This is a genomic window from Microcystis sp. LEGE 00066, assembly GCF_015207925.1.
Classification (GTDB): Bacteria; Cyanobacteriota; Cyanobacteriia; order Cyanobacteriales; family Microcystaceae; genus Microcystis; species Microcystis ichthyoblabe_A.
The window spans coordinates 1-25652 of the sequence record NZ_JADEVX010000050.1; the positions used below are offsets into that span (position 1 = coordinate 1).

The window sequence follows — 25652 nt, forward strand, 5'->3', positions numbered from 1 at the left end:
AGAGGGAATGCTATCCATCTCGGAATGGTTGGCAAAATCCTCCAGTGTTTTTACTAAGAGTTGTCAAACAATCCGAAACTGGTTTGGAGAAATAATTAGTTATTTCGAGCGAAGGACAACGAATGGGGTGGTCGAGGGAATCAACAATAAACTTAAACTAATAAAAAGAAGAGGCTATGGCTTTAGAAACTTTCGGAATTTTTGGGTTAGAAGTATGTTATCTTGGCATCTTGTCTGTTGATTTAGCATAAAGAGTAACGAAGAGCCAGTTTTATTATGACAAAATGATTTTCTGGGTACAAATAATCTTCGCCAGATTCATCAATCACTCGCAAACATCCCACCTCTTGCGCTTTAGCATCAGGTAACACTTGATAAAGTTTACAAACCTCTAAATCTCCGCCTTCTTCAGCGGTAATACAGATAGCAAATTCAATGTTAGATGCTGGTGTTTGCATAAATATTTAGTCCAAAACTCGTTTAACTTTCATTTTTCGCCGACCAATAAGTACCTAAGCAAAATTAATTACACATTTCGATAAAGCTATTGCCTATTGCCTATTGCCTTTTGCCTATCCTAACCAAGAAATTAATTTTGCACGACTACTTACCATGAGACTCATACCAGTGTAGTTCAGCTTTGCGGATTTCTCCATTAGGAAATTGAACTAAGCCGACTCCTTTTAGCTTTCGCCATCGACGACCCCCAAACTGCGCTTTTAGCCTTCTGAGTTCACGAATAGAGAGGTTGACGGCGATAATCTCTATTTCGGTTAGTTCTCCAATCAACTCAAAGCCATTACCCATGTCATCATTCTAACAAAGATTAATAAAAATTTGGAATGCCCAAAAAAAAGCGATCGCACTTTATCAATATAGCGCGATCGCTGCTAATTTAAGGCTAGATTTGCCAGTTTTTTATTTTAATCTCTTCGGGTCTAATTCCCCGCCGCTCGCGGCGTACAATAGAAAAATGAGTGAATACATCCATAAGAGCCATAATGTAAGTGTTTTGCTATATCATTTAGTGTTCCCAGCCAAATATCGTAAAGCCGTTTTCGACGAACAGGTAGATAGCTTGTTGAAAGAAGTCTGTCTAGAGATGGAAAAACGATACGAGATAAAGTTTGTAGAAATTGGAGTGGATAAAGATCATGTGCATTTTCTGGTGCAATCAGTACCGACCTATAGTGTGACAAGGATAGTGACAATGATTAAAAGTATAACGGCGAGAGAAATTTTCAAAAAGTGTCCTCAAGTGAAAAAGCAGTTGTGGGGAGGAGAGTTTTGGAGTGATGGATATTACGCAAGTACGGTAGGAAAGCATGGGGATGAAGGTATGATAGCGAGATATGTAAAAGAACAAGATAAAGAATACCTGCAGCTACACCAAAATCTACAATTGAGTCTATTTTGATTCTGATACCCCGTCCGCTTGCGGCGGGGTAGTTCATTTTGGGCTTCAGAACAGAGCCAACTCCCAGAAAGCCCACTGCCAGAAGACCGAAGAGACTGGATGGCTCTGGTACTGATACCGGCCCCGGTGTGTTTGACCCTAGCGTGATGCTGTCAAAACCTACCTGATCGGCGACACCCCCGAAGAGTACGGACTTCGCTGTCCCGGCAAAGCTCACACCGATGGGGTCCCAGTTGCAGAACAATCCCGTCGGGTCATCCGTGCAGTTGTTATTTTGGAAGTTAACCCCCAGATTAACCTGAGCCAGTTGGGTGCCTGTTCCATTCAGTCCGTCGAAGATGGTTACAGATCCAGCTAGACTTGATGAGTAATAGAAGGAGAAACCCGTGTTAAAACCTGCCGCCACGTTCATCAAGTTGCCAGGACCCGACACGAAAAACGCGATGGTGTTAGGCGTAGGCTCGTTGGCAAAGTCGCCACTACCGCCATTATCGGAATCAATGAGAGCCAGAGAATCTGCTCCGAAGGAAATGCCATAATTGGGACCGGCAGATCCCAAGCTCCCAGTACCTCCGTTGTAAAAGTTAAGAATTTGTTCTAAATCTTGCAGTCCCTCGAAGTCGAGAGTGACAACTGCCGCATCTGCCTTAGGAGCAGCAAGAATGCAGGTAGAAAGGGCTGCTCCAGCACCAACCATCGAAAGTTTTTTCAGCACAGTCGAAGTTTTCATATCCAGAAATTTTCCTCAAAACAAATAAACAAACAAATGTTCTGAATGCCCTTTAAAGGAGAAAATCTCAAATTAAGCGACATTGGCAAGGGAGAAAAATTGATTTTTTCAAAATTGCCAATCACTAAATTTTAAGCTAGTTCCTCAATGACAAGACAGAGCAACAACGGGATTTTACCCCCACTGATTTTGTCAAGTGTAAACCAACACAAATTTACAAAAATTTATAATTATTGTTACCCTTAAGAGTAGGGTAGTAAATCTCAATTTGGTCGAAATATCTATATTACAGGGCGCACGCAGTTCGATAAACTCACTGACCACAGTGCGCCCCTACCATTGGCGCAATAATATTATTGTAGGGGCGAATTGCATTCGCCCTCTTTTATCCCCCCTTAATCCAAGGAGGGTATCTGACAATTTTTAACCCCTACCTAATTAACAGCTAATCCCTAATCTCTCAATAACAGATATTCGCGAATCTCAAAAAAGTTATCCCAAGGAATATAGGGTTGATTTTCCGCTTGCAGATAATCGATTAAACGATCCCTAGCAAAAACTAGATCGGCCTTTCTAGCCATGGTAATATCGGTGACAGAATCACCGATCGCAATAGTTTCTACTCCTGAATATTTGTCCATAATCAAGGCTTTAGCCACTAATTCTGTCTCATTTTCCCAATCGGAATGAACTTGCAGATATTCGCCTTGAGTATGAAGATTGACCCCATAAATTGCCGTTACCTTATCTAATAGCCCCTCCCGTTTTAAGACCGTTTCAATCATGCCTTGGATACCACCGGAGATAATAATAAAAGGGATGGATTGCTCCTGTAAAAAAGCGAGGAATTCGGCTAATCCGGGGCGAATTGGCTTGTTTTCGGCATAGGCGATAATATCGGCGTACTTTTGGCTCGGTATCGACTCTAGCAGTTGACGGACACCCCGGCGCAGACTGAGAGTGCGAGCGTACATTTGGGGCATAATTTGGGCCGATAAATCGGGGGCGAATTCTTTGAGCATACCCGCAAAAGTTTCCACGGCGGTGATAGTGCCATCAAAGTCACAGAAAACAATTTTACTCATGGGGTGACAAAATATCTGAAATTGGATATAATCGAAGGTTATGATTAATTTTACAGAGATTATCTGACTCTAGAGCTTCAACCCCCATGAAATCCTATCTCGCCGCCGCCATTCAAATGACCAGTCAGCCGGATTTAGAGAAAAATCTCGCTGCCGCTGAAGAATTGATCGAACTTGCCGTGGGTAAAGGGGCGGAATTAATCGGTTTACCAGAAAATTTCGCCTTTATGGGGGCAGAAACCGATAAAATCGCCCAGGCCGAGACTATTGCTCTCAAAGCCGATAAATTCCTCCGCACCATGGCCCAACGGTTTCAAGTGACCATTTTAGGGGGTGGTTTTCCCGTGCCGGTGACGGGTATTCCCGATAAGGCTTATAATACGGCTATTTTAGTTGATGGCAACGGTGCGGAATTAGCCCGTTATCAAAAAGTCCATCTCTTTGATGTCAATGTCCCGGATGGTAACACCTATCAGGAATCGAGTACAGTCATGGCAGGGATCGATTTACCGCCAATTTATGGCTCCGATAGCTTGGGCAAAATTGGCCTCTCGATTTGCTATGATGTGCGTTTTCCCGAACTCTATCGCTATTTATCGCGGCAAGGAGCCGATGTTTTATTTGTACCCGCGGCGTTTACAGCTTTTACAGGGAAAGATCATTGGAAAGTTTTGTTACAAGCGCGAGCGATCGAGAATACTTGTTATATAATAGCTCCTGCTCAAACGGGCAATAATTACGAACGCCGTTACACCCACGGTCACGCTATGATTATCGATCCTTGGGGTGTAGTTTTAGCCGACGCAGGGGAAGAAGCGGGGGTGGCAATTGCTGAAATTAATCCCCAACGTCTGCAACAGGTGCGACGACAAATGCCTTCCCTGCAACATCGTGTTTTTGTTTAAAATTCGATTCGACAATTTTGTCGATAAAAACGCCTAATTTTGGTATTTAACTCGGTAACCTAATTAGTTAAGCTAAAAGCTTTGATGTACTGAGTTTCTAACCTTCTTTGCCAGATTCTCAGGGTAAGCTCATCTAATAAGGATGTAGTCGATTTATGCCACCCGATCAAACCATACCAAGTAACGAAGAACTAGGTAAAAATATCCGTAAACTTTATTAACAATCTTCCTTGAAAATCTCTTGACTATCGCACCCCGAATCAGGGATTATATAAAGATGTAGCGTTTCTCGTCAAGGTGAATTGTAAATTAAACCTTGCCGAAGTAAGAATTCTCAGTTGCGAAAACATACCTCATATATCCGAGAAACGCTGTAGAGCAGACAGGGATGCAATTCAGACTTGAATTGGCGAAATTCAAGTCTTGACTCTATTTATTGTCAACTTCAGTCCAAAAATACTCTGATGGTTGGACAAATATGCTCTCTGGACTTGTTCTGACAAGACTCCCAGCTAAATGAGAAATAATCCCATTTAGCTCCTCTAGACCGTTAAGGAGAAACCGATGTCATCTTATACCACAGAATCAGAAAAAATTGATTTTCCTAAAACCCTAGATATAGCCACCGTTTGCGTCTATGGGCTAGGAATCCTCTCGGCGGGCCTATTTTTATTTCTACCCTTCGTCAATCTCCTGCATCCGAGTCCCTGGCAGCGATGGTTAGGAACAATTCACGGTTTTGGCGCCCTATTAGCCCTAGTCGTGATTGTTTACGCTGGTCATCTCGCTTTTCCCCTGCTCAGAGGTTCTGGCAAAATTTTGCGGCAAATGCGAACCCTCACCTTCTGGTCCACCGTCCTCGCTTTTTTGGCGATCGCCACTGGCAATTTAGCCTATATGCGCTATCGGGCTGGTTTAGAATTTGGCGGTGCGCGGGCATGGCTAAAGGAAAATTCGCCCCTCGGTCAATACGTCCTCATGGAATACCACGAATTCAGCGTCCTTTTTACCCTACCCCTAGGGGTGGCCTGCACTTGGATTCTCTGGAAATACGGCGACTCAATCCTAGACAAAGCTAATCGACCGGTGTTAACGGTCACTTGCATTGCCCTGATGGCGATGATGTTTTTTGCCATGGGTGGACTCGTTAGCGGCCTCGGTGTTGCCAAAATTCAAGCCCTGTAAACCATTATTTAGCCACTTTACCTCAAAAATCAACAAAATTCAACTTTCGCTCGTTTTAGCTACTGTTTTCTGGTTATCTACCACCGTTCCCGCCCTAGGGGGGGTAAACTTAGCCCCGATGGTACGGATACGAGGGCGGTCAGCATTAGCAACCAAAGTCAAATCGTCGGTGGTTCCCGTATTGCTGGTAATACGGCTGGGGACTTTTAGCGGTGGGACTTTGCGGTTTTACACACTTACGAACTCTGAAAAAATAGGAACAAATCTGATGACTCAACGTTACGTCGATAGTCCTTGGTATGGAAAAATCTGGGCTTTTTTAAAACAATTTCCCCAAGGTTTAGCCGAAGGTGCCAAACGTTCCCCCGCCACTTCTGGCCCAGCAGCGGCGGCGATTATTAGTGCTGGTATTGGCTGTTTTTTAATGATGGTTGCTCACCATTTTTCCGATGCAGACCATTCAAAAACCGTAGAAACTTTTCTTTGGAATTTGGGCAGTTGGATACCTGGCAGTAAAAATCCTAGCAAAATGTGGGGCAATATCGGCAGTTATACTGGCAAAGAAACGATGTTATTAATTGGCTGGTTAGTCAGTTGGCCGATACTGCATTATCTTTGGAAAGATCGCCAGATAAAAGCTAAGACCATTCTCTTTTGGTTTTTTGCCCTCATGATTGCTGCCACCGCCATGTCATGGCATCCACTATTTCCCTATTTACCCTTAACTTAAAGCCTAGGAGGTGACAAAATGAACGCTCAAGTTAGAAAGGTTTCCTCGCGTAAAATGCACGATATCGTCTGGATATTAGTGGGAGTTTTTGGTTTATTTGCCATTACTTTTCCCCTAGCTATGTGGCGAGTGAGCAATATGGAAAAGTTTCAAGGTTCTCATGTGAAATCTTTAGTCGTAGAAGGAGAAAAGGCTCCCGAATCTTCACAGATTAAAACTAAATAAATCTGAGTTGTGGATAAGTCAAAACCCTGAGACTAAATCCAAATCTAAAACTCTGATTAACAGACAAAACTCTCCAAACTGTGAACAATTGCGGCTCTTCGTTACTTGTTATGGTTCGATAGGGGGGCATAAATCAACAAAATCTTTATCTGGTAAGGGATTTAATTGATTAGTTCGCTTTAGATAAAAAACAATTGACAAAAATCGCCCAATGTCTTTCTCTATAAGGGTTCCATCCCTTATAACTCCCGTCTATTGCATAAGACAAACCGAAGAACCACAATTGCTAAGTCGGGTTGAGGCGACAAAACCCGACACAAACCTCCCCATTAGGATAACTGCTGTAATACCTTTTTAGCAAAATCGATCGCCTCCTGAAAAACTGTAACTTTGCCTTCAATTTGGGCAATTTGTACCTCGGTTAATAACTTACCAATAATCGGACTAGGTTTCAGGTGTAAATGGTTAATTAAATCATCGCCCCTTAATAAAGGTCGGGGATGGGCGATAATATTATCAGGATCGAGATAGGAAGTCAACAGAGAAGCGACAATATTTTGGTTAATCCCCATCGATAAAGCAAAAAGAGCAAAGACAGGAAATACTTTTCCCGTATTTAGATAAATAAAATACTGTTCCCGCAGACTTAAATTATCTGCTTCCTTGAGGGGAGGTAAAGACTTAATTACCGTCATTACCGTGCGAATTTCCCCACGGGAATACTTGAGATCGATTAACTCTTTTTCCGCTTCTGCTAAAACATCCGATACCAATAGAGCTAATTTTGTCAACTGTAACTGAGAAGGGGAAAAGATAAATTTTTCCGGTGACAAAGATTCTAAAAATCCCGCTGCCGCTTCCACCCCCATAACTCGCTCCATTTTTGCGGGGGTAATCCGACGCAACCAGAGAAATAATAAGCCATCTTCCCAGGCACTTTTTAGCCATTTGTTGCCACGGGAATTGAGCAAAAGGTAATTCAACTCGGATTGTACCCTTTCGGCGGCTACACGGCGCAATAAAGGGGCAAGAGAACGAATAGTTGCACGGGTATGGGGTTCGATTTCAAAGTCCAATTGAGCCGCTTGTCGATAGGCCCTTAATAATCTTAGGGGATCATCTTGGAGATTTTCGCGGGAAATCATCCGCAGAGATTGGCAGCCTAAATCTTTTAATCCCCCTAAAGGATCGAAAATTTCTTGGGTTTGGAGATTATAAGCGAGAGCATTAACGGTGAAATCCCGTCTTTTTAGGTCTATTTCTAGAGATTCTCCCTCCTGTTGCGCGAAATCAAGAGTCCCCTGCGGAAAAACCACGCGAGCAATTTGACGAACCGCATCTAAAACCACAAAACCGGCTTTATAATGATGGGCAATAGTTTGAGCAATTTCGATCGCTTTTTCGGGAACCACAAAATCTAGGTCAATATAGTCTTTCTGACGGTTTAATAAAGCGTCTCGCACAGCACCACCGACTAAATAAGCATTTTCTGGCAATTCTTGCTGATTAATCGCAAAAACTTCTTTAACTAAACTATCTAGGTTTTTTTGACAAGACATCGAGAAGATAAATTTACAAAAATATAATTTTGACCGGCCCCATTTGGGGAGAGACTGAGCTAGATTAACGGAAAAGACCTATAGAGTTAAACCTATGTGTATTTGTATTAACTGCTATTTTGTTGATCGCTGTCTCACCTATCATGCCGTAGAAACACAACATCAGGAACGTCATCTCACCGAGACACCGGACTTTGAAGCGAAGAACCCTTCTATTAACGTTAACATTCGCACCAAGGAAGATTATATCGAAATGGAATGGGATGTGGTGGGTTGCGATAGCTTTTTACGCGAAACTGGTAAATGGTCTAGTTTGCGTCCTGGTGAACCAATTCCCACCTAAAACACCTGAACTTACCCCCATACATATTTACTACAAAAGCCGAAAACCCTTGTCCAGCAATAGATAGACTCGTTAACTTATCTTGCTGTACTCGTGCAATAGTGGTCATGTATATAGAAAAAGTTCCTAACCGTTGTGTCTGGAGTGGTTTTTATCAATGAGCATTGCTTAAAAGCAAATAATTCATAATTTAAGAGCGAGGTATTTATGGGTAAAGAAGAAGAACTACTTGAACAATGGCGAGAATTGACACCGGAAAAGCAACAAAAAGGTTGGCAATTTGGGTTCTTCGGTTTGTGTTATGCAATGGACTGGGGTTATAAGGGATGGAACCCTTATGTAGAAAGGCATTTGGCGATTTTTGTCAATTGTTTTTTATCTAGAGCGAACTCATCAATTAAGTCTCTTGCCAGAGAAGGATTTAGTCAATTTATGCCCCCCTATCGAACCATAACAAGTAACGAAGAGCCGCAATTTGTTCAAATACTTAAATCTGAGTCACAAACAACACCAGAAGCTAAATTTATTCCCCAAACACCATTAAGCAAAAAGTTATGGGAAATCCGACATCGGGCAATTTTGGCTGGATTGCAACTGCTCAATGAAGAGGAAATAGAACAAGAACTTGCTGCACGTCGAGGAGGATGCAGTGAGTCATGAAATTGCTGGCACTTAGGGTTTAGCAGCGATGGATGCACTTCATGTTGCTGCTGCGCTGCAAATTCAAGCTGATGAACTAAGGGGCTTGCGCTTTGATAATGTACCTTTTGGGCGAACGCAGTTCGCCCCTACATTGTGGACAAAATCCGTTACTGTAGGGGCGCAATGCTTGCGCCCTCCGATCGCTCAGGTTTGCTGATCACCCTAAGTAGGGGGAGAGCCTTCGAGGTGTTAGGGACTTGCGCTTTGATAATGTGCCATCTGATCTGGCTGGTCTGGTTCTTCTACAGAGCGATTTTCTGGCTGGGATATTATTCCTACGCAAGTCCCTAATCACCACCGAAAAGCCAACCAAACCAATGCACCGAGTCAGGGAAATTCAGATTGTTTCAATCTAATGTAAGGAGTTAGAGTAATCTAAGAGTAAGGAGACCAGGGACCGATGACGGTTTCTCCTCGCTTCTCTTTTTCTGCTAATTCTAGGTTTAAGGTTAATAGTTTCTCTAAAATATCTTCATCAGCTTGGAAGTGATAGGCCTCCATTACTAGCTTATCTAATTTCTGATGGAGTTGAAAAAGTTGGCTACTGGGTTCGTTAAAGAATTGGTTATATAGTTTGGTGATTCCCCATTGTTTTTTCTCCATCTGTTGGCTGCGGTATTCGTGTAATTCCCCGGCGGTTTGACGGATTTTTTTGACAAGTTCCTGTGAAGGTTTCTGGGGAAAGGGGAAGGTTTCAAAACAGGTGTTAGGAGTGTAGCGAGTATCGGCTTTTAAGGTTGAACTTTGGGCTTTTATCCAAATTCGATGTATATTTGATGTTAAGATACCGAGAATATAGAAATCATCAGAAGCAACGACAGTAGTTGAGTCAGCAGGAAGCCATTCTTTTTTAGCCGGAAGGAAAATAAACCATTTAGAATGTCTAGGAATAGTAAAGTAACAAGCTAAAGATTCAATTGCTGTTCTCATTTCAGGACGAGGACGTAAAAACATCCACCAAAAATCCCGTGCTTTCTTATCACGATTTATCTCTCTTTCTGGCTTAACATTTACTTTAATATGCTCAAAAGGTAATTTATATTCACTAGCATCTTCTAAACTCATATTATTAAAATCAATAATCCAGCGGCCAGGTTTTCCATGAGGATTGTCAGTTAAATCACCAGCAGAGGATGATAATTTTAAAACCTCTTTATTCTTAAGATCATTTTCGATCCATTTTTCCGCTTGTTCACTTTTAATATAAAATCCCTTACCAACTGGTATCACTCCTTGAAAACTAATATTTTTGTTTGCCAATAGTCTAACTGCTTTGGAAATATCTACTGTCGTCGTCAAAGAAGAATTAATCTGAGAAACTGAATGATTATCTAAATAATAACTTACTGGTTCAACTTTACTCCAATTAACAATACTAACATGAACATTAGCTTCACCAGACCAAGGCTGAGTAGAAATCGCCTCATGAATGTGTCCACCATTGTGAGTAATATAATCCAACGCCGCTACACGACTTTTCCCTTGACTAATAGAATTAGTTCCGACTAAACCCGCTCTTCCTTTCTCATCTAATTGATTATGTGCTAGACGAAACCAATAGGAACAAAAATCAACCGAGTCTTTAACCTCAGAAAACCTTGCAAACACTTTATTAACATAATCATCACTGAGATTTAATCTCATGTGTTTACCTCCCAAAAATGGAGGATTACCGATAATTGCGTCTGCTTTTTGCCAATCGGTAAACAAAGCATCAGCACAAATAATATTACTATCCAAAGTATCCAAAGGTAAAGAAGCTTCCGTCAAATTAAACCTATCAATCGCCACCTTTCTGGCAATCATTAAAGTCACCCGCGCTAATTCTACAGCAAAAGGATTAATATCCATTCCATAAAACTGTTTAGGCGTAACAAAACTAATCTGTAACTGGTCACTAGAAGAACGACGACGGTTAGCAATCTTTTCAATTAATAACTGTTCAATGCGCTTTAATTCTTGATAGGCGACATAGAGAAAATTACCCGAACCGCAAGCAGGATCAAGTACCTTATACTGCTGTAATTCTAACTGAAGTGTATTTAACTCGCCAATCGTCCCAGCTTGCTCAATTTTCTCCTCCCAGTAACGGCTAATAGTTGGGCGAACAATTTTCATAATATCCGCTTCTGAGGTAAAGTGCATCCCGTAGGTGTGGCGTTCTTCAGCATTAGCTGTCCCCTCAAAAATATTACCAAAAATTGCCGGACGGATCTTACTCCAATCCTGACGCGCCGCCACATCCAGAAACTCTAATTCTTTATTAGTTAATTGAATTGGATGAATTATACTAAACAGTCCCCCATTAAAATAATCCACTCCCTGATATTTACCAACGGGGGTAATTCCGGGTTGGTTCATCTGTTGAAATAATCCCCCCAAGACATCATAGGAATTGCCACCATTTAGACATTCTTGTACACAAGAAATAAATAAATCTCTCGGTAATAATCCTCGATCCTCAGCAAACATTGCTAATACACACTGCAAAATAAATCGCTGGGCCGTCAACTCATCAAAACCGCTTTTATGACCGCGTTTTTTTAACAGTTGAAACAACTCACCCATCCGCCGCGCTGCCGTTTCTGTAATCTCGACTTGATTATTCTGAAAAATAGGGGTACGATTCCCTACTTCCATAAAATTGAAGGCACTCACCCGATTTTTTAAATCGTTTAAATTTACTCGATCTACCGGTTCATCTATTTGAAGATCAAAATCAAAAATCCAGAACTGATCAAAATTACATAATAAGACATAGCGAGGGCGATTGGGAACCAATCGACTCCAGTATTCAAAAGCTTGGGGATAGTGTTTACTTAAATCTTCTCCTCGCTTTTTCATTTCAATTAAAACACGAGGTTTCCAAACTAAATCAGCAAATCCGGTTTTACCTTTCTTGCTACCTTTAGTAATCGCCTCCTCATAAGTTGCACCCGCTTCTAACGCACCTTTATGACCAAAAGCTCGAAAGAAACGGTCTAGGAAAATCTGGGCTTCTTTTCTTTCTTTGCCAGTAATATGCTGTTGACAAAAATCAATAAATTCCTGTAAGCTTTCAAGAGTAGTAGTCATCTTTTGCCTTTCTATTGGAGTAGGGTGAGCGTTGTGGTGGGATCACCATCTTACACGATAAAATAAAGGAACTGAGTTGAAATCGAAGTCAAGCCTATGCCAATTCGAGGCGTTGCTGAATCAAGGTATGAATGGCAATTGTGCATCGTATCCAAAAGTTAGTTTGGGACTAGGTTTTAAAAATCCCACAAGAGAAGATTCATATCTCAAATCAGCAACGACTTGGCGAGATAAATTTTTTCGTTGTGTTTAATTGATTGAAAAAAATCGACAATAGGACGAGGATAATTAACCCCTAAAATCACCCCATAACGCTTTTGTTCCTCCAGAGATAATTTATAAGGTTCGTGAATTTTATCGCCTTTTATTAGGGCTAATTCGGGCAACCAGTGACGTAAATAATCACCTTTGGGATCATAATCTTTCGACTGTTTCGGGATATTGAAGTAACGAAATCCTCGTGCGTCATTACCGACACCAGCAGTGTAATTCCAATTACCCCAATTACTACAGACATCGTAATCAACTAATAATGACTCGAACCATTCTGCTCCCATACGCCAATCAATACCGAGATTTTTGGTCAGCAAACTAGCGACATTTTGCCGTCCACGATTTGACATAAATCCTGTAGCAGCTAACTCTCTCATATTAGCATCTACAAGGGGATAACCAGTTTTTCCCTCACACCAAAGATTAAATCTTTGCCAATCTTCTAGCCAAGGTAAATTAAGTTCTTGCAAACCAGATTTATAAAAGATTTTATTCCCGTGTTTACTGCAAATAAATCGAAAAAAATCTCGCCATAATAATTCAAAAATTAGCCAATAAGTAGAGTCATTTTTTACTCTTGTTTGCTCATATTTTTGTACTTCTTCATAAATATAACGGGGGGAAAGACAGCCAAAACTTAACCAAGCTGAGAATTTTGAGGAATAATTAGTCCCTAACATTTCATTGCGGGTTTCCTTATAGGTTTTTAAGGAATCACTATCCCAAATATATTCTTTAACCCGTGATTTTCCTGCTACTTCACCCCCTTGAAATGATAAAACACCTCCCTGGTCTAGAATTAGTTCTGTTAAGCCTAAATCCTTTAAAATAGGAAGATTTCCCCAATCTATTTTAGGTAATTTTGTCAACTTTTTCGGACTGGGATAAGTTGTTCTTATTTCCCAATGACGTTCTACTTGTTTACGAAAATTAGTAAATAATTCTGGCAGTTGATTAAGGGTAAAAGGTAAATCATCAGGATGATATAAAGTGGCTGTCCAAAAAGTTTTTATCTGCACAGGAATTATAGATAAAGCCTTATTTACAGCCTTTTCTACCGCTAATTCCTCTGCTGTAACCTCTTGATGATAATAAACCCTGGCTATCTGCAATTCTTGAACTAATTGCGGGATAATTTCTTCTGGTTTTCCCCGTCGGATAATTAAATTACTGCCTAAACCTTCCAGAGATTGTCGTAAATTTGCTACGCTTTCTAATAAAAATTTAGCCCGGAACTTGCCAGTTTTGGGAAACCCGTAGGAAGTAAAACCAAATTGACGCTCATCAAAACAATAGAAAGGAATTATCTCTAATTGTTCTTGAATGGCTCGATAAATTGCCTCGTGATCGTGAACTCGCAGATCATTCCGATACCAGATTAAAACCCGCATTTAACATCAATTAAAAGTTGATAACCGATCAATAAGTAGTTAGGTGTTAAAAACCATCAGATACCCCCCTTATTCAGGGGGGATTAAGGGGGGATCGAAACCCCCCTTATTAAGGGGGGATCTATCTTTAATTTAATTATCTTTTCCCGTAGTAATGGCCATAGTAACGATAATTATGGTTTTTCCGACTAACATTATTAGCCACTAAACCTAACACGGAAATATGGGATAATCTCAGATCTTCGAGCAGATTTTTCAGGGCAAAGCGATCGGTTTTGCCCAGTTTGGTGACGAGAACCAGTCCGGTGGCCATGGCGGCGAGAATTTTGGCATCGGCAAAAGCGGCGATCGGTGGTAGATCATAGATAATTAGATCGAAGGCTTGCTCTTGCTGTAAACGCGAGATCATCTCCTGCATTCTCTGGGAAGAAAGCAAGCGGGTTGGATCTGGGGGAATTTCACCGGCGGTAAGAATCGATAAATTCTCGTAACGGGGTAGAGGTTGAATTGCCTCATTCCAATCGAGACCCTCGGCGAGGACATTACTAAGGCCGTGGTCGTTATCGAGATTAAGTCGATGGTGAACCTGGGGTCGTCGCAGGTCAGCATCCACCAGTAAGACTCTTTGTCCCATACGAGCGGCGGCCTTAGCGATATTTATTGACATGGTGGTTTTACCATCTCCCGGTGATACAGAACTAACCACGAGGGACTTGCGGTGGGAATCGGCATCGAGGAGGCGAATATTGGTGTTGAGAGTGCGGAAAGCTTCCGAGAAGGGGGAGAAATTATAGTAGGAGGGGTTTTCGTCGGCCGATTTCCCAGTAGTATTAGGGATAGTAATTTTGCGATCACCGACTGTTAACTGGGGTAGGGCGGCTGTGATCACTTTTTCGATGGTGCCAAGGTCTTTTTGCCAGGGAATTGCGCCCAAAAGGGGTAGTTTGGTATCTTCTTTTAGTTCATCTGCACTATGATGAACGGGGTCTAATCTTTCAGCTAAAAAGGCCGCCCCCAGTCCTAATAAAAGGCCACCGATAACCCCTAAAGCCAGATTTCGCACAGGTTTAGGAGAAACGAACTTTTCCCCTACTTCTGGTGGGGAAATTAGTTGCCAAGGCACCACTTGTTGTGCCACCTTGAGTTGAAGTTTTTGTTGTTCCTCCAGAAAACGGTCGAGACTGGTGGTGGCGATTTCCAACTCTCGCTGCAAATCCGTATAACGACGGGCTAAAACCGCCAGATTTTTGACCGAGGCTTTCTGTTGTTCGAGGGCCCGGGCAAGGGATTCTACCTTAATTTCTAGGGTTTGGCGACTGTTAGCGGCTTCCACCAATTGTTGGGTTAATTGTACCCGCAGAGCGCTCTTTGACACCAAAGCTGGGGAGTCACCCACTGTCTGGGGCAGTTTTTCTCCTAGGGTTCTCTGGGCTTCGTTTTGCAGTAGGGGCAGTAAATTAGCCCGTTTTTCCTCTAGGGTGGCGATTATCGGGCTATCTTTGGCAAAAACTGCCGATTGTTTGGCCAATTCCACTTCTACTTCCTGCAGCTGCTTGAGCAAATCTTGATAACCGGGAGATTCACTGAGATAAGTAGCGATAATTGCTTGATTAGGGTCTAATCCCACCTGTTGCTGTAAAGCCTGATAGCGAGAGTTAATTTCGTTAAGGGCAACTTGGGCTGCCCGATAATCTTGTTCAGTGGTGGTTAACTGTTGTGATAAACGAGTTGCCTCTTTATCGGGATCGAGGAAATTGTATTGCTGCCGGAATTGCTGCATTTGTTTTTGTAGAGTATTAACTCGTTCCTGCAGCACGGGCAATTGAGCGTTAACAAAATCTAACCCTTGATTAATTTCCGTCTTCCGTTCCTGAGAACTATAGTTTAGGTAATGACGGGCTAAATTATCTAAAACCAGCTTAATTTTTTCCGGTTCCTCATCTTGATAGGAAATTTCTAAAACTTTCGTCTGTTTTTGTCGACTAATTTTGAGATCAGATTGGCCAGTTTTACTAATTAAATCACTGTAGGTAAAGTCGGGATATTGAGGAGTTATTTTACTAAAGATGGGGTTAAGGAGTTGCGGACTGGTTAAAACAGCGATTTGGGTATCATAATCGATGTCTTCACCACCTAACTGAGGTAGGATATCTTGGGCTGCCAGTCTGGAAGAACTTTTATTTTCCTCGATGGGTTGACCGATGAGCAGCAGGAATTTACCCTGATAGATAGGGGTTTTTGAGAAAGTATAAGCAGCGATCGCAGCCGTCACCCCTAGGGTGATGCCAACGATTAACCACCAGCGATGCTTGATGACGTAAAGGAATTGACGCAGGTTGAGTTCCTCTTCTTCCTGCGTGACGGAGGGGATAAAAGCTGGTTGTTCAAAAACTGGCAGATTTGCTTGACTTTGGGTTTTTAAAGCCCCGTTTTGTTGGTTGTTCATCATTATCAAATAGTCAAGGGATAACTCTATTAAACCGCATCTAGTACGCCAGTATAGCTTAAGAATAATTTGGGAATTTGTCCAAACATGGTATCTATTTAAAATAGCGCCCAACCCTTATAGAGTAAGGAATATGACATCTAAAGCTGAAATTGACTTCGGGACACTTTTAAAGGATATAAACTGCAACCAGCTAGAGAACTGGAATCTCACTGGCAGGCCATTAACCGCTAAAAGTATTGCTATGCAAAGATCATAGCCGAAAAAGGCAAGCTACGGGGTTCCCCGTGGACGCGGTTTAAAAGATTTTGCGGTAGCAATCTGGTTCGATTAGTCACCGCTTCATCATAACACCATGCTACAATAACAACTCTAGTTTTTCCGGTAATTACCAAATTAAGGTGCGTTTACCCTACCCATTACCTGGGAGAAATTGCCAGCGGATTTTGTCCTCCCTGATGAACCAGTGGAAAGCACCCGACAACCCCTCCTCGCGGCGGCTTGGCGAGAATCTTTGGAATTAGCCAGTTTAATTGTGGAAGCGAGTCTTATTGCTGCTAATTTTGGCATTTGCGCCACCGTTGGCCCTAAGACAGTAGTAAAAGCTCCCGATTGGGTTTATGTACCCGCAGTAGCACCTATCCGAGAAGGAGAAATTCGCCGCAGCTACACGCCCCATGCAGAAGGGGAAGTGCCAGCAATTGTCATGGAATTCATCTCAGAAACGGAGGGAGGGGAGTATTCTATCAATCCCCACTATCCATCCCTATGGCAAGTGGTATTTCTACGAGCGAATCTTACAAGTACCTTTCTATAGCGTTTTTCAACCACAAAGCGGAGAATTAGAAGTTGATCGCTTAGTATCAGGGAAGTATGAGTTACAAAAAGCGGATGAGGATCATCGTTACTGGCGGGCAGAAATCGGTTTATTTCTAGGAGTATGACAGGGGAAAAAAGCAGCAGTAACGGCTCATTGGTTGCGCTGGTGGGATCAATCAGGTAATTTACTATTGTGGGGTAGTGAACGGATTGAACAAACCGAACAACGAGCCGAACAAGCTCAACGGCGGGCTGAGGGAGAAAAAGCTAGGGCAGACAGCTTGGCGGCGCGGCTAAGGGCGATGGGAATTGACCTGGAGGCTGAATGAAGAATCTATACAGCTTTACAATTTAGCTGATTGTGTGCTATGGTAGCAACTGTTATGCGTCGAGAGGAAATATATTGGGAAATTGCTGGAGATTGCGTCGATAATCAATTGTAACCAGTTATTAACAAATGAGAAAAGCCAGCCATGACCAGAAGCTCATCCGAACACTCCAGATGGACAGATGAGATGCTAGATAAATTGGCAGACTCGGTTTCGGAATTGACGGGATCGGTTGCAGACCTTAGAGATTCGATGGACGGGGTACGACTAACGGCAAACGCTCTACTCCAAATTGCCGCACAACAACAGCGTAATATGGATGAAGTGAGGCAAAGACAGGAAGAGTCAGACAAGCGTTTTGAGGTTTTGCTGTCAGAAGTTCGCTATTTGATTCGGCAAATTAAACCAGAAAATCAATCATAAGCTTGATCAAACCAGCGGCGATTGCGTCTCGACAATTTAACCTAACCTTTTGTGAAACTAATTTACAAAATAATTGATAGACTATCATGGAGCAAAAATTATTGTTGGCTAAATTGTTAAAAGGTCTCTCGAGTAGGATGTTTCGGCTATCGAAAAGAATCGAATATTTTGGATGTGAATCAAGTATATTCAGATATATAGATTGTTTTGAGACCATAGATATACTGCTTAAATTCATTCAACCAAAGTGTCTCTGTGATATAGGGGCAAATGCTGGTAACTGGACCTATGTTTTAAGTCAAATGAGTCCCACTTTAGAACACGTGGTTTTTTTTGAACCCCAATCTCAGTATCAAGAGAAATTGCAATCTTTACCCTTACCTGGGGTTACTAAAGTTGTGTACCAGTGTGGTTTAGGTGAAAGGGAGGACAAGTTATTAATTAAAGGAGGAACTTCTTCAGCATCTTTTCTTGATCCTGAAAAACAAAATAAGTATTTTCCTAATAGTATTTCGCAAAACCAGCAAGATCGGGAGGAAGTAGAAATTAGAATTTTAGATGCAATATATGCCAGTGATGATCTACCAATCCCTGATGTAATTAAACTAGATGTTCAAGGTTTTGAGCTTGAGGTTTTAAAGGGGAGTATAAATTTATTAAAAAAATCTAAATACTTAGTGATTGAATTATCATTTCGTCAGTTTTATCGAGATCAACCCTATTTATGGGAAATCATCAAACTACTAGAAGAGAATAAATATATTATGGTTGGCAAGGGATTTGAATGGCGATACCATGACAATCGTTCAGAAATACTGCAAATGGATGCTATATTTAAGAACACTGATGTTATGTAATTAGAGCGGTATCAAAAAGGAGTTTACTTAGTTGAGCGATCTACTTGCCAAAGCTGTTAATAATTCTAAGTGGACTGCCATTGGTTCTCTCATGACAGCTATTCTAGGATTCCTTTTTGCCGGGTTAACGATTCGCTGGTTGGGAGAAGCGGAAGCTGGATTTGCCATTGCCATTGCTACTATTGTTGGCATTAACAACACCTTTAGTGGTTTGGGACTGGGTGCTGCTGCAACCCGGTTGATTAGTCGGGCTTATGAAGAAAATAATTTGGGAGAAATTCAGAAAATAGCAGGAGTTTGTTTTACAACTTCTCTGGCTTTTGGATTGTTTGGGTTTTGTATTTTTGCTTTCGGTTCTGCTTGGATTGTTCAGTGGAGTAAATATGAAGGAAATGCTTCTATAGGACGTTGGTACTGTATATTATTAGGATTGGCGTTTTTGTTACAACAAATCACTGGTTATTTTAAGATATTTCTCGCTTCTCTTCAAAGATTTGACTGGCAGACTAAAATTAATACTACTTTTATGTTAGCCAATGGTATTTTGGGAATAACTTTTTTGAAAGCCTTTCCTAATATTTTAACATTAGGCATAATTAGTTTAGCTCTATCTATTCTGAGTTGTTTATGTACGGGGTTTATAGTTACTAAAATTCTGGGATTTTTGACACGTCCTTCCTGGGATCAAGTGATGTTTATCGAGCTTTGGTCTTTTGGAAAATGGGTTTACTTAACTCAAATAAAAGTTATATTTTTTACTGGTGTTGATAAAATATTTTTAACTTCTGTATTTGGCAGTTCTTCCTTACCTTTTTACACTTTTGCTCAAAGAATTTATATAACAGTTCACCAAATGTTAGTTGGACAGTCTTCTTATCTATTTCCCATGCTCTCGGCTCAAGGAGATAAATTAGAAGTGGTAGCAGAACAAATAGAAGACCGCTTGCGCTGGTTTATTGGGTTAATTGCTGGTTTTGTCTATTCAGGACTGATTATTGCAGGTCCGGCCTTATTGACTATTATAGTCAATGCCGAATTTTCTAGCAAAGCTAGTTTTCAGTTGTTTATTTTTTGCTGGGTAGGCTATATTCATGCACAAGCTATAGTTACATTCTTTTTTAATTTAAGTAAAGGAAATGCAAAACAAAACTGGATTTATGTTGTGATTACTGATATAGGCTATTTCCCCTTTTTCGTTTTTTTGTCACTAAATTTTGGTTTTAAATATGCAGTTATCGGACAATTGATGATGATTTTAGGAGTCATTTACTTGTTGCGCCATGCTCATAATAATATGAACTGGTTGACCTTCACCAAGTGGACAATCAAACCCTTAATATCATCTATTATTTTAATGATTGTAGCTACTTTTATTCACCTTGCAAACAATTCAATCAAAACTACATTGATCACACAATTTACATCTTTAATGATCTTTTATTTTTCTGGAATATTATTTGTTTATTATCTGGAAAATAGATGTTTTGGTAGTACGGGTAGAGCAAAAACTTTAAATAGAGCTATCTTGCTTTTTTGTGGTAAGCTGAATCTGTCAAAAGAGCGTTAGTCAACCAATGTTAAACTGATTGATATGTTTATCTAGAAAGATGTTTCGTAAGGATTCAGGTCATACAAAAAGCATTCAAAACCATGCTGTGTAAGCATTTAGGCGAATTATGGACAAATCCTCATTCTCATTAAGAAACGCTGAAAGCCTTAATGAGAATGCTTATTGAGAATGAAACTGTTAGTTTAGCGAGTTCTGAGATTTTAGAAGCCTCTCTGTGACTGCATTTGAGACACCTGAATCCTTACGCTGTTTCTATATTTTCCAAGCAAATATACTCGTATAAGTACCTAAGCAAAATTAATTACACATCTAAGCCACTACTCCGTCAGACTTCTGGTGTGAGGAAACAGTGAACTGAAAACTCAAATCCGATCCCTAATAGCTGTCTCCCGTCTCCCGTCTCCTGTCTCGAATAGGAAATTAATTTTGCACGACTACTTATCTTCTGTGGAATCTTTCATCTGCCATATAATCATTTACAAGCCGAGGTTGTCATTGACCAGTAGGTGTGATACAATAGCATGGAAGTTTGGGAAGGTATTGGGAACAAAGCGGGTTTCAAACACGTTATCGCACTGCTGTGACTTTAGCCGCCCAGTTTTGTAGGGGGAAGGCTAAAATCTTATTTACTCCCTAACCCTCTAAACAGTAACCATGATTTTTAGAAAAAATTCTTGAATTTTTTTCCTAGAAAGCTTTTGAGTTACTAAAAAGCCCATATATTTAAACAAACATAAACATAGAAACCTTGGAGGATTTAAGTCATGTTCAAAAATATTATTCAGAAGACTTTTAAATACCTGAGATACAAAATAGTCAAAAATAATGATCCTGTTTTTCACTTTCACTCAAATGCTTATTTAAGGCATAATGCAAGACGACTTGAACATTTGGCCAGCCTTAACATACCTGTAAGAGGTATGTCAGTACTTGAAGTGGGAGCAGGGATAGGTGATCACTCTCATTACTATCTAGACAGAGAGTGCCAAATTACGATAACAGAAACAAGACAAGATAATCTTGATTATCTTGTCTTGCGTTACCCCGGAGTTAATATCTTGAGATTAGATTTGGATTCTCCTCAGCCAATTGAAAATAGTCCATTTGATGTAGTTCATTGCTATGGATTACTCTACCATTTGAAAAATCCTGATTTGGCCTTGGATTTTCTAAGTCAATCTTGTCAAAAAATTCTTTTTTTAGAAACTTGTGTTTCTTTTGGTGATAATGAACAGATAAATCCTGTCAAAGAAATACAAACTAAACCTACTCAGGCTTTTTCTGGTGTGGGATGTCGTCCAACACGACGATGGATATTTTCTCGTTTACAAAATCATTTTGATTATGTTTACATCCCTAGAACACAACCTAATCATGAGGAATTTCCTCTAGACTGGAATCATCCAGAAAAACATAAAGGTTTGAGTCGTTCTATATTTATTGCTTCGAGGACTAAACTTGACAATGAAATGTTGACAGATGAACTTATACAACACCAAGTAAGACATAACTGACATTGCATGAACAACCTAAAATTTTTTTCAAGAAGAGTAACAAGAGCGATCACCCGCAGATTAAGATTAGATCAAAATCTTTTTCGGCAAAATCAGCTTAAATTAGAAGCGGCAAAAGCCAAAAGTCAAGAGTTGGTGGATGTGATGCCAGGAATCAATCTGCCAATGGTAATTCACCCAGATATGTACTTTAAAATTGGCTATACTAAATATATATTTGAACCTGAATCACTTGATTTCATCAGCGATCATCTCAAGCCTGGACAAACTTTTCTGGATATTGGCGCTAACATTGGCTACTTCTCGCTGTTTTGTTCTAAAATAGTAACTCCAAGCGGTCGTGTTATAGCTTTTGAACCGGGAGACTTTGCCTTCAATCTACTCAAAAAAAATAAGGAGTTGAACAAATTTAATAACCTGGAAATACATCAGGCAGGTTTTGGAGAAAAAGATGAGATTGTAGAATTCAATTCAGGCGCACCCGGAATGGAAGTTTATAACTCATTGGGCAAGATTATTCATCCTTCAGCAGCTCCCGATAAATTTAAGACAATACCAGTTCAACTTTTTCAAGGTTCTACCTGGTTACAAAAGAATAATGTACAGCATATAGATTTAATGAAACTTGATGTTGAAGGCGGAGAATACCTTGTACTCAAGGGAATGCTGGAAATGTTTCAATCCCAAAAAATATCTCGACTTTTAATAGAAATTACCGATGAAATGTCAAAAGCCTTTGGTTATCAACCTTCAGACATTATCTTAATGCTTAGGGATTGTGGCTATAATTGGTTTAAACTGGGTTCTTACGGCCGGCTTGAGCCATTGCTTGAAAATGACATCAGTAAGGTTAGTATAGGCAATCATATGTTCGTGGCCGTATCACAGAAATCTAAGCAGAGTTAAAAGCCTTGAAAACCATCGCCCTAGTTGATACCCTGTGGGGTGGCCACCACCCTACCTACCTGAAGTTTTTCGCCAAGACGCTACTAGAATTGGGACATGAGGTAATTGTCCTTTGTCCCGCACCAGAAGAGATGAACCTGTGGATTGCCAGCCACTGTCCAGAGTTGGCAAATAACTTTCACTGCTTTGAGTTGCATGAACCCTCGCCAAGTCAGTTTTCCAGTCGCCGATTGCAGGCGAGGGGAATGGCTGTAGCCCGCTGGCAACGAGCCGCCCAGAGTATCCAAGAAATTTCCTCAAAGCTAGGCAAAGCCCCCGATATCACCTTTTTTGCCTGGCTTGATACATACTTAAGATTAATTCCCGCTATCACCGACACCATCTTTCCCTATCCTTGGTCAGGGCTTTATTTTCGACCTCGCTACCTACGGATACCACCAAAATTCCAGTGGATGCGCCACGGCATCTTAAATCCCTTATCAGTGCTAAAATCTTCCCACTGTCCAGTAGTTGCCGTGCTAGACGAAGGTATTGCTGAAAAGTTACAGCAGAAGCTTAATAAGCCTGTAGTCGTCTTAACTGATATCACCGATGAATCGCCACCCGATATGAGCTTTGAGATTGCCCAAAAAATTCGTGCTAAAGCTGCTGGCAGGAAGATAGTTGGTTTGTTGGGATCTCTAGACAGGCGGAAAGGAACACTTACGCTTCTGGAAGTTTCTCGGCAAGCAAGCGATCGCTGGTTTTTTGTGTTTGCAGGTAGGCTGGCTGAACCAGTATTTACAGCCGCAGAACTGGCGAAAATTCAGGAGATTGTCAAAGTAAACCCAGACAACTGTTTCTTTTACTTGAATTCGATTCCTGACGGGTCAAGATTTAATGCCGTTGTTCAGGTATGCGATGTCCTGTATGCTGCCTATGAAAATTTTCCTTACAGTAGCAACATCCTGACTAAAGCAGCAATCTTCGAGAAACCTGTAATCGCCAGCAAAAACTACTGTATGGGCGAACGGGTTCAGAAGTTTAATCTTGGCTATGGGATTGAAGGAGGAAGTGTGTCTCAGTGTGTTAGCATCTTAGAAAGATTGCATGAGGAACTCTCCACCGGCAATCTTTCTATCCAGCCAGATTTTGAAGGGTATAGACACCGGCATTCAATCGACCAATTGATCTCTGCTTTTCAGAAAATTTTAGAGTTTGTGTAAAATCTGTATTTTATTAGTAATGAGCATCTTTCAACCGCTGCCAACTCTCACTATTTCCAAGAAAAAAAAATACCTTCAAGCTTCCTTTATCAAGCTTGCCGCAACCTCGATTTTTTATGTCAGTCTATTTTCGCTGACTTTTTCTGATTTTCTCAATGCCCAATTTGACATAGAACAACGCAGCGCAGTCAAGGTAGGTGTAGCATCAGGTACAATCCTTGCTTTTTTTATTCTTGTTGGCTCCGCCTTCTTTATTGATAGAGAATTTCGTCGCTTGTTATTGGGCAAAACAGGAATTTTCTATGGGGCTGTTGTTATCTTTTATACTTGGATGGGCTGGCAACTTTTTGGCAATAGTATTGATTGGATACGAATGGATTTATCTATTTGTTTATGGCTGATAGGTGGCTTGGCAATGTTTCGCATTATTGCTAATTCCTATCGCCCCAAAATACAACTTACTTCACTCATATCTGTTTCAACTGTATTTATTTACTATTCTATTTCACTGCAAGCTGAGAGAATGAACGCTCTTGCTAATGCGGGGGTGACAGAAAGAATCACAGATTGGAATACATGGGCATATTCCTCTTTACTCTTACCACTGACTGGAATTGCTCTTGGTGTATTATGTCGGCAGGGCTGGTTTTGGACAATCTCAATATTGGGATTAGTTGCGATTCACCTTTATTCTTTGGGATTTATTGGAGCAACGAGATCTGTTACCTTATCTTTACTAACTGTAGTAATTTTCTCTGCTTTTGGTTTATCTTATCATATATCTAATGGAGCCCTAACTACTAAATCATCTCTAAAACAGCCAAAGCGGTTGATTTATCTATTATTCTTGATCGGTATCTTTCTGGTAGTCGCCGTATTTTTTATTAATTTTGAGCAGTTATTCGCGGATCTATTCCAGAATAGTTTAATCTTTGAAAGGCTTTTCAATCCTGACCACTCTACTGAACGATCTTCTCAATTGCGAATTGAGGAGGCCATCGAAGGGCTTCAAGTTTTCCAAGATGAAATTGAATTTTTATTTGGTAAGGGTTTAGGCGCAACGTTTTTCTCAGTATTGGACTATGAAATTAACGCTTTCCATATAGGTATTTTGACTTTTTTGCTTAAGGGCGGATTGATTATGTTCGGTTTTGTTGTTTTTATTTTATATGTAAAACTTCCCCTATTATTTATAAAATCCATTGTGAAACCGCACCGATTAGATTATCTCAAACGAACTGCTTTGCTCACCGTCCTACCTGGAGTGTTTGGGTGGGCTGTATTGCTGTTGCTTTCGGGTGGTTACAGTCCTTTTAACTTTTTAGGAGTTGGTTTTGCTTTCGGTACTTACTCGCATATTAGAAAGCATGGTCTGGGCATTTTCTTTGACTAATTAATAAATAGACACAAAGCAATCTTTAAGCTTTTTGTCCTGTACTGAAGCTAAAAAAATGTATAGGAGCCACAATTAACTGAGAAGCGATTTTTCTTGCAATTTACTCTGACAAATAAAATGTCAATAACAGCTAATCTTGAGTCTTAATTAAAGGAAATGTTTGAAGAAATTTTTCAACAATTAGGATCGATAAACGCCGCGTCAATCAACTTACTTTATCAACAGGTTGCCTTGAATAAGGGGCTACCTTTTTCTGTTAACATTCCCAACAAAACAACCGAGGAAACCTTTAAAAAGACCGACCGAGAAGAAGAGATGGTAAGTTGTCAGGCTCTTCGGGAATTGTTAAGTACCTAGGCAAAATTAATTACATACTCGCCTCCAAAATTGTCCAGCACTTTTTTAACGTAAGCGAGGAGGCTCTTTCGGTCTTTATAGGCGCTAAATTCAATCCATTCATATTTTAAAAATCTCCATAATATTTCAATTAAATTTAAATGAGGTGAATAAGTGGGCAACCAAAATATTTTCAAGTTTTTCTTTTCCCATTCCTCAAGTTTCTCGATA

23 protein-coding genes and 3 pseudogenes are annotated in these 25652 nt (G+C 40.6%); 17 read left to right on the forward strand and 9 right to left on the reverse strand.

Features of this window, described 5'->3' with window-relative positions:
- A partial coding sequence (locus tag IQ224_RS09225) for a transposase (RefSeq protein ID WP_194032751.1) occupies positions 1–241 on the forward strand: 241 nt, incomplete at its 5' end.
- Position 242: 1 nt separating this feature from the next.
- Here the strand turns inward: IQ224_RS09225 and IQ224_RS09230 are convergent.
- Together IQ224_RS09230 and IQ224_RS09235 are read right to left on the reverse strand one after the other, a co-directional pair.
- On the reverse strand, positions 243–458 hold the full coding sequence (locus IQ224_RS09230) for a hypothetical protein (RefSeq protein WP_194032859.1): 216 nt from the start codon (positions 456–458) through the stop codon (positions 243–245).
- A 145-nt stretch (positions 459–603) separates the two neighbouring features.
- Positions 604–807 carry a hypothetical protein gene (locus IQ224_RS09235; RefSeq protein ID WP_002745618.1) on the reverse strand — a complete coding sequence of 68 codons (204 nt, stop codon included), beginning with the start codon at positions 805–807 and terminating at the stop codon, positions 604–606.
- Between the two features lie 166 nt (positions 808–973).
- Between IQ224_RS09235 and tnpA the strand changes: the two genes are divergently transcribed.
- Positions 974–1417 carry an IS200/IS605 family transposase gene (gene tnpA, locus IQ224_RS09240; protein ID WP_002740761.1) on the forward strand — a complete coding sequence of 148 codons (444 nt, stop codon included), beginning with the start codon at positions 974–976 and terminating at the stop codon, positions 1415–1417.
- A 49-nt stretch (positions 1418–1466) separates the two neighbouring features.
- On the opposite strand, the pseudogene IQ224_RS24935 reads toward tnpA, so the two are convergent.
- Positions 1467–2147 (reverse strand): annotated as a pseudogene (locus IQ224_RS24935) (PEP-CTERM sorting domain-containing protein); the annotation flags it as partial.
- Positions 2148–2599: 452 nt separating this feature from the next.
- Complete coding sequence (locus IQ224_RS09250) at positions 2600–3232, reverse strand: HAD-IB family phosphatase (protein ID WP_002745613.1); 633 nt, start codon at positions 3230–3232, stop codon at positions 2600–2602.
- A gap of 86 nt (positions 3233–3318) precedes the next feature.
- Between IQ224_RS09250 and IQ224_RS09255 the strand changes: the two genes are divergently transcribed.
- From IQ224_RS09255 to IQ224_RS09270, 4 genes are all read left to right on the forward strand, one after another.
- Positions 3319–4137 carry a carbon-nitrogen hydrolase family protein gene (locus tag IQ224_RS09255; protein ID WP_084989849.1) on the forward strand — a complete coding sequence of 273 codons (819 nt, stop codon included), beginning with the start codon at positions 3319–3321 and terminating at the stop codon, positions 4135–4137.
- Between the two features lie 564 nt (positions 4138–4701).
- Positions 4702–5322 carry a hypothetical protein gene (locus IQ224_RS09260; RefSeq protein WP_002745606.1) on the forward strand — a complete coding sequence of 207 codons (621 nt, stop codon included), beginning with the start codon at positions 4702–4704 and terminating at the stop codon, positions 5320–5322.
- Between the two features lie 268 nt (positions 5323–5590).
- Entirely contained in the window at positions 5591–6052 is a 462-nt protein-coding gene (locus IQ224_RS09265; protein WP_002732132.1) for a hypothetical protein, read from the forward strand.
- 18 nt (positions 6053–6070) lie between these two features.
- A complete protein-coding gene (locus IQ224_RS09270; protein WP_002745601.1) occupies positions 6071–6277 on the forward strand; it encodes a hypothetical protein in 207 nt (68 codons plus the stop codon).
- Positions 6278–6606: 329 nt separating this feature from the next.
- Here IQ224_RS09270 and IQ224_RS09275 read toward each other — a convergent pair whose 3' ends face one another.
- The gene (locus tag IQ224_RS09275) at positions 6607–7836 is read right to left on the reverse strand and encodes a CCA tRNA nucleotidyltransferase (RefSeq protein ID WP_002745599.1); all 1230 of its coding nucleotides are present in this window, start codon (positions 7834–7836) and stop codon (positions 6607–6609) included.
- Between the two features lie 94 nt (positions 7837–7930).
- Between IQ224_RS09275 and IQ224_RS09280 the strand changes: the two genes are divergently transcribed.
- Both IQ224_RS09280 and IQ224_RS24940 read left to right on the forward strand, forming a co-directional pair.
- Positions 7931–8179: a Ycf34 family protein gene (locus tag IQ224_RS09280; protein WP_002745598.1), complete on the forward strand. Its 249-nt coding sequence runs from the start codon at positions 7931–7933 to the stop codon at positions 8177–8179.
- 471 nt (positions 8180–8650) lie between these two features.
- Positions 8651–8839 (forward strand): annotated as a pseudogene (locus IQ224_RS24940) (hypothetical protein); the annotation flags it as partial.
- Between the two features lie 417 nt (positions 8840–9256).
- Here the strand turns inward: IQ224_RS24940 and IQ224_RS09290 are convergent.
- The 3 genes from IQ224_RS09290 to IQ224_RS09300 form a co-directional block, all read right to left on the reverse strand.
- Positions 9257–11956 carry a DNA methyltransferase gene (locus IQ224_RS09290; protein WP_194032860.1) on the reverse strand — a complete coding sequence of 900 codons (2700 nt, stop codon included), beginning with the start codon at positions 11954–11956 and terminating at the stop codon, positions 9257–9259.
- A 206-nt stretch (positions 11957–12162) separates the two neighbouring features.
- On the reverse strand, positions 12163–13620 hold the full coding sequence (locus IQ224_RS09295) for a DASH family cryptochrome (RefSeq protein WP_194032861.1): 1458 nt from the start codon (positions 13618–13620) through the stop codon (positions 12163–12165).
- A 136-nt stretch (positions 13621–13756) separates the two neighbouring features.
- Positions 13757–16069, reverse strand: coding sequence for a polysaccharide biosynthesis tyrosine autokinase (locus IQ224_RS09300; protein WP_194032862.1), 2313 nt, complete (start codon positions 16067–16069; stop codon positions 13757–13759).
- Between the two features lie 415 nt (positions 16070–16484).
- Here IQ224_RS09300 and IQ224_RS09305 point away from each other — a divergent pair.
- From IQ224_RS09305 to IQ224_RS09345, 9 genes and pseudogenes are all read left to right on the forward strand, one after another.
- A pseudogene (locus IQ224_RS09305) lies at positions 16485–17214 on the forward strand (Uma2 family endonuclease).
- 144 nt (positions 17215–17358) lie between these two features.
- Positions 17359–17637: a hypothetical protein gene (locus IQ224_RS09310; RefSeq protein WP_036401672.1), complete on the forward strand. Its 279-nt coding sequence runs from the start codon at positions 17359–17361 to the stop codon at positions 17635–17637.
- A gap of 137 nt (positions 17638–17774) precedes the next feature.
- On the forward strand, positions 17775–18494 hold the full coding sequence (locus tag IQ224_RS09315) for an FkbM family methyltransferase (RefSeq protein WP_228036156.1): 720 nt from the start codon (positions 17775–17777) through the stop codon (positions 18492–18494).
- A 31-nt stretch (positions 18495–18525) separates the two neighbouring features.
- A complete protein-coding gene (locus IQ224_RS09320; RefSeq protein ID WP_002740055.1) occupies positions 18526–20061 on the forward strand; it encodes an oligosaccharide flippase family protein in 1536 nt (511 codons plus the stop codon).
- Between the two features lie 767 nt (positions 20062–20828).
- Entirely contained in the window at positions 20829–21578 is a 750-nt protein-coding gene (locus IQ224_RS09325; RefSeq protein WP_002739603.1) for a bifunctional 2-polyprenyl-6-hydroxyphenol methylase/3-demethylubiquinol 3-O-methyltransferase UbiG, read from the forward strand.
- 6 nt (positions 21579–21584) lie between these two features.
- Positions 21585–22484 carry an FkbM family methyltransferase gene (locus IQ224_RS09330; RefSeq protein WP_002745574.1) on the forward strand — a complete coding sequence of 300 codons (900 nt, stop codon included), beginning with the start codon at positions 21585–21587 and terminating at the stop codon, positions 22482–22484.
- Positions 22485–22489: 5 nt separating this feature from the next.
- Complete coding sequence (locus IQ224_RS09335) at positions 22490–23689, forward strand: glycosyltransferase (RefSeq protein ID WP_002745573.1); 1200 nt, start codon at positions 22490–22492, stop codon at positions 23687–23689.
- A gap of 19 nt (positions 23690–23708) precedes the next feature.
- Positions 23709–25082, forward strand: a complete 1374-nt coding sequence (locus IQ224_RS09340; RefSeq protein ID WP_036401681.1) for a hypothetical protein — start codon at positions 23709–23711, stop codon at positions 25080–25082.
- A 159-nt stretch (positions 25083–25241) separates the two neighbouring features.
- Positions 25242–25442 carry a type II toxin-antitoxin system RelB/DinJ family antitoxin gene (locus IQ224_RS09345; protein WP_002745569.1) on the forward strand — a complete coding sequence of 67 codons (201 nt, stop codon included), beginning with the start codon at positions 25242–25244 and terminating at the stop codon, positions 25440–25442.
- Here the strand turns inward: IQ224_RS09345 and IQ224_RS09350 are convergent.
- The coding region (locus tag IQ224_RS09350; RefSeq protein ID WP_194032863.1) for a transposase at positions 25439–25652 on the reverse strand (214 nt) is incomplete at its 5' end. The two genes, IQ224_RS09345 and IQ224_RS09350, sit on opposite strands and share 4 nt — an antisense overlap.

What these genes read in the sequence shown, in the direction of transcription:
- IQ224_RS09230 (WP_194032859.1), bottom strand. Translation starts at nt 458, where the DNA reads ATGCAAACACCAGCATCTAACATTGAATTTGCTATCTGTATTACCGCT.
- IQ224_RS09235 (WP_002745618.1), bottom strand. Translation starts at nt 807, where the DNA reads ATGGGTAATGGCTTTGAGTTGATTGGAGAACTAACCGAAATAGAGATT.
- tnpA (WP_002740761.1), top strand. Translation starts at nt 974, where the DNA reads ATGAGTGAATACATCCATAAGAGCCATAATGTAAGTGTTTTGCTATAT.
- IQ224_RS09250 (WP_002745613.1), bottom strand. Translation starts at nt 3,232, where the DNA reads ATGAGTAAAATTGTTTTCTGTGACTTTGATGGCACTATCACCGCCGTG.
- IQ224_RS09255 (WP_084989849.1), top strand. Translation starts at nt 3,319, where the DNA reads ATGAAATCCTATCTCGCCGCCGCCATTCAAATGACCAGTCAGCCGGAT.
- IQ224_RS09260 (WP_002745606.1), top strand. Translation starts at nt 4,702, where the DNA reads ATGTCATCTTATACCACAGAATCAGAAAAAATTGATTTTCCTAAAACC.
- IQ224_RS09265 (WP_002732132.1), top strand. Translation starts at nt 5,591, where the DNA reads ATGACTCAACGTTACGTCGATAGTCCTTGGTATGGAAAAATCTGGGCT.
- IQ224_RS09270 (WP_002745601.1), top strand. Translation starts at nt 6,071, where the DNA reads ATGAACGCTCAAGTTAGAAAGGTTTCCTCGCGTAAAATGCACGATATC.
- IQ224_RS09275 (WP_002745599.1), bottom strand. Translation starts at nt 7,836, where the DNA reads ATGTCTTGTCAAAAAAACCTAGATAGTTTAGTTAAAGAAGTTTTTGCG.
- IQ224_RS09280 (WP_002745598.1), top strand. Translation starts at nt 7,931, where the DNA reads ATGTGTATTTGTATTAACTGCTATTTTGTTGATCGCTGTCTCACCTAT.
- IQ224_RS09290 (WP_194032860.1), bottom strand. Translation starts at nt 11,956, where the DNA reads ATGACTACTACTCTTGAAAGCTTACAGGAATTTATTGATTTTTGTCAA.
- IQ224_RS09295 (WP_194032861.1), bottom strand. Translation starts at nt 13,620, where the DNA reads ATGCGGGTTTTAATCTGGTATCGGAATGATCTGCGAGTTCACGATCAC.
- IQ224_RS09300 (WP_194032862.1), bottom strand. Translation starts at nt 16,069, where the DNA reads ATGATGAACAACCAACAAAACGGGGCTTTAAAAACCCAAAGTCAAGCA.
- IQ224_RS09310 (WP_036401672.1), top strand. Translation starts at nt 17,359, where the DNA reads ATGACCAGAAGCTCATCCGAACACTCCAGATGGACAGATGAGATGCTA.
- IQ224_RS09315 (WP_228036156.1), top strand. Translation starts at nt 17,775, where the DNA reads ATGTTTCGGCTATCGAAAAGAATCGAATATTTTGGATGTGAATCAAGT.
- IQ224_RS09325 (WP_002739603.1), top strand. Translation starts at nt 20,829, where the DNA reads ATGTTCAAAAATATTATTCAGAAGACTTTTAAATACCTGAGATACAAA.
- IQ224_RS09330 (WP_002745574.1), top strand. Translation starts at nt 21,585, where the DNA reads ATGAACAACCTAAAATTTTTTTCAAGAAGAGTAACAAGAGCGATCACC.
- IQ224_RS09340 (WP_036401681.1), top strand. Translation starts at nt 23,709, where the DNA reads ATGAGCATCTTTCAACCGCTGCCAACTCTCACTATTTCCAAGAAAAAA.
- IQ224_RS09345 (WP_002745569.1), top strand. Translation starts at nt 25,242, where the DNA reads ATGTTTGAAGAAATTTTTCAACAATTAGGATCGATAAACGCCGCGTCA.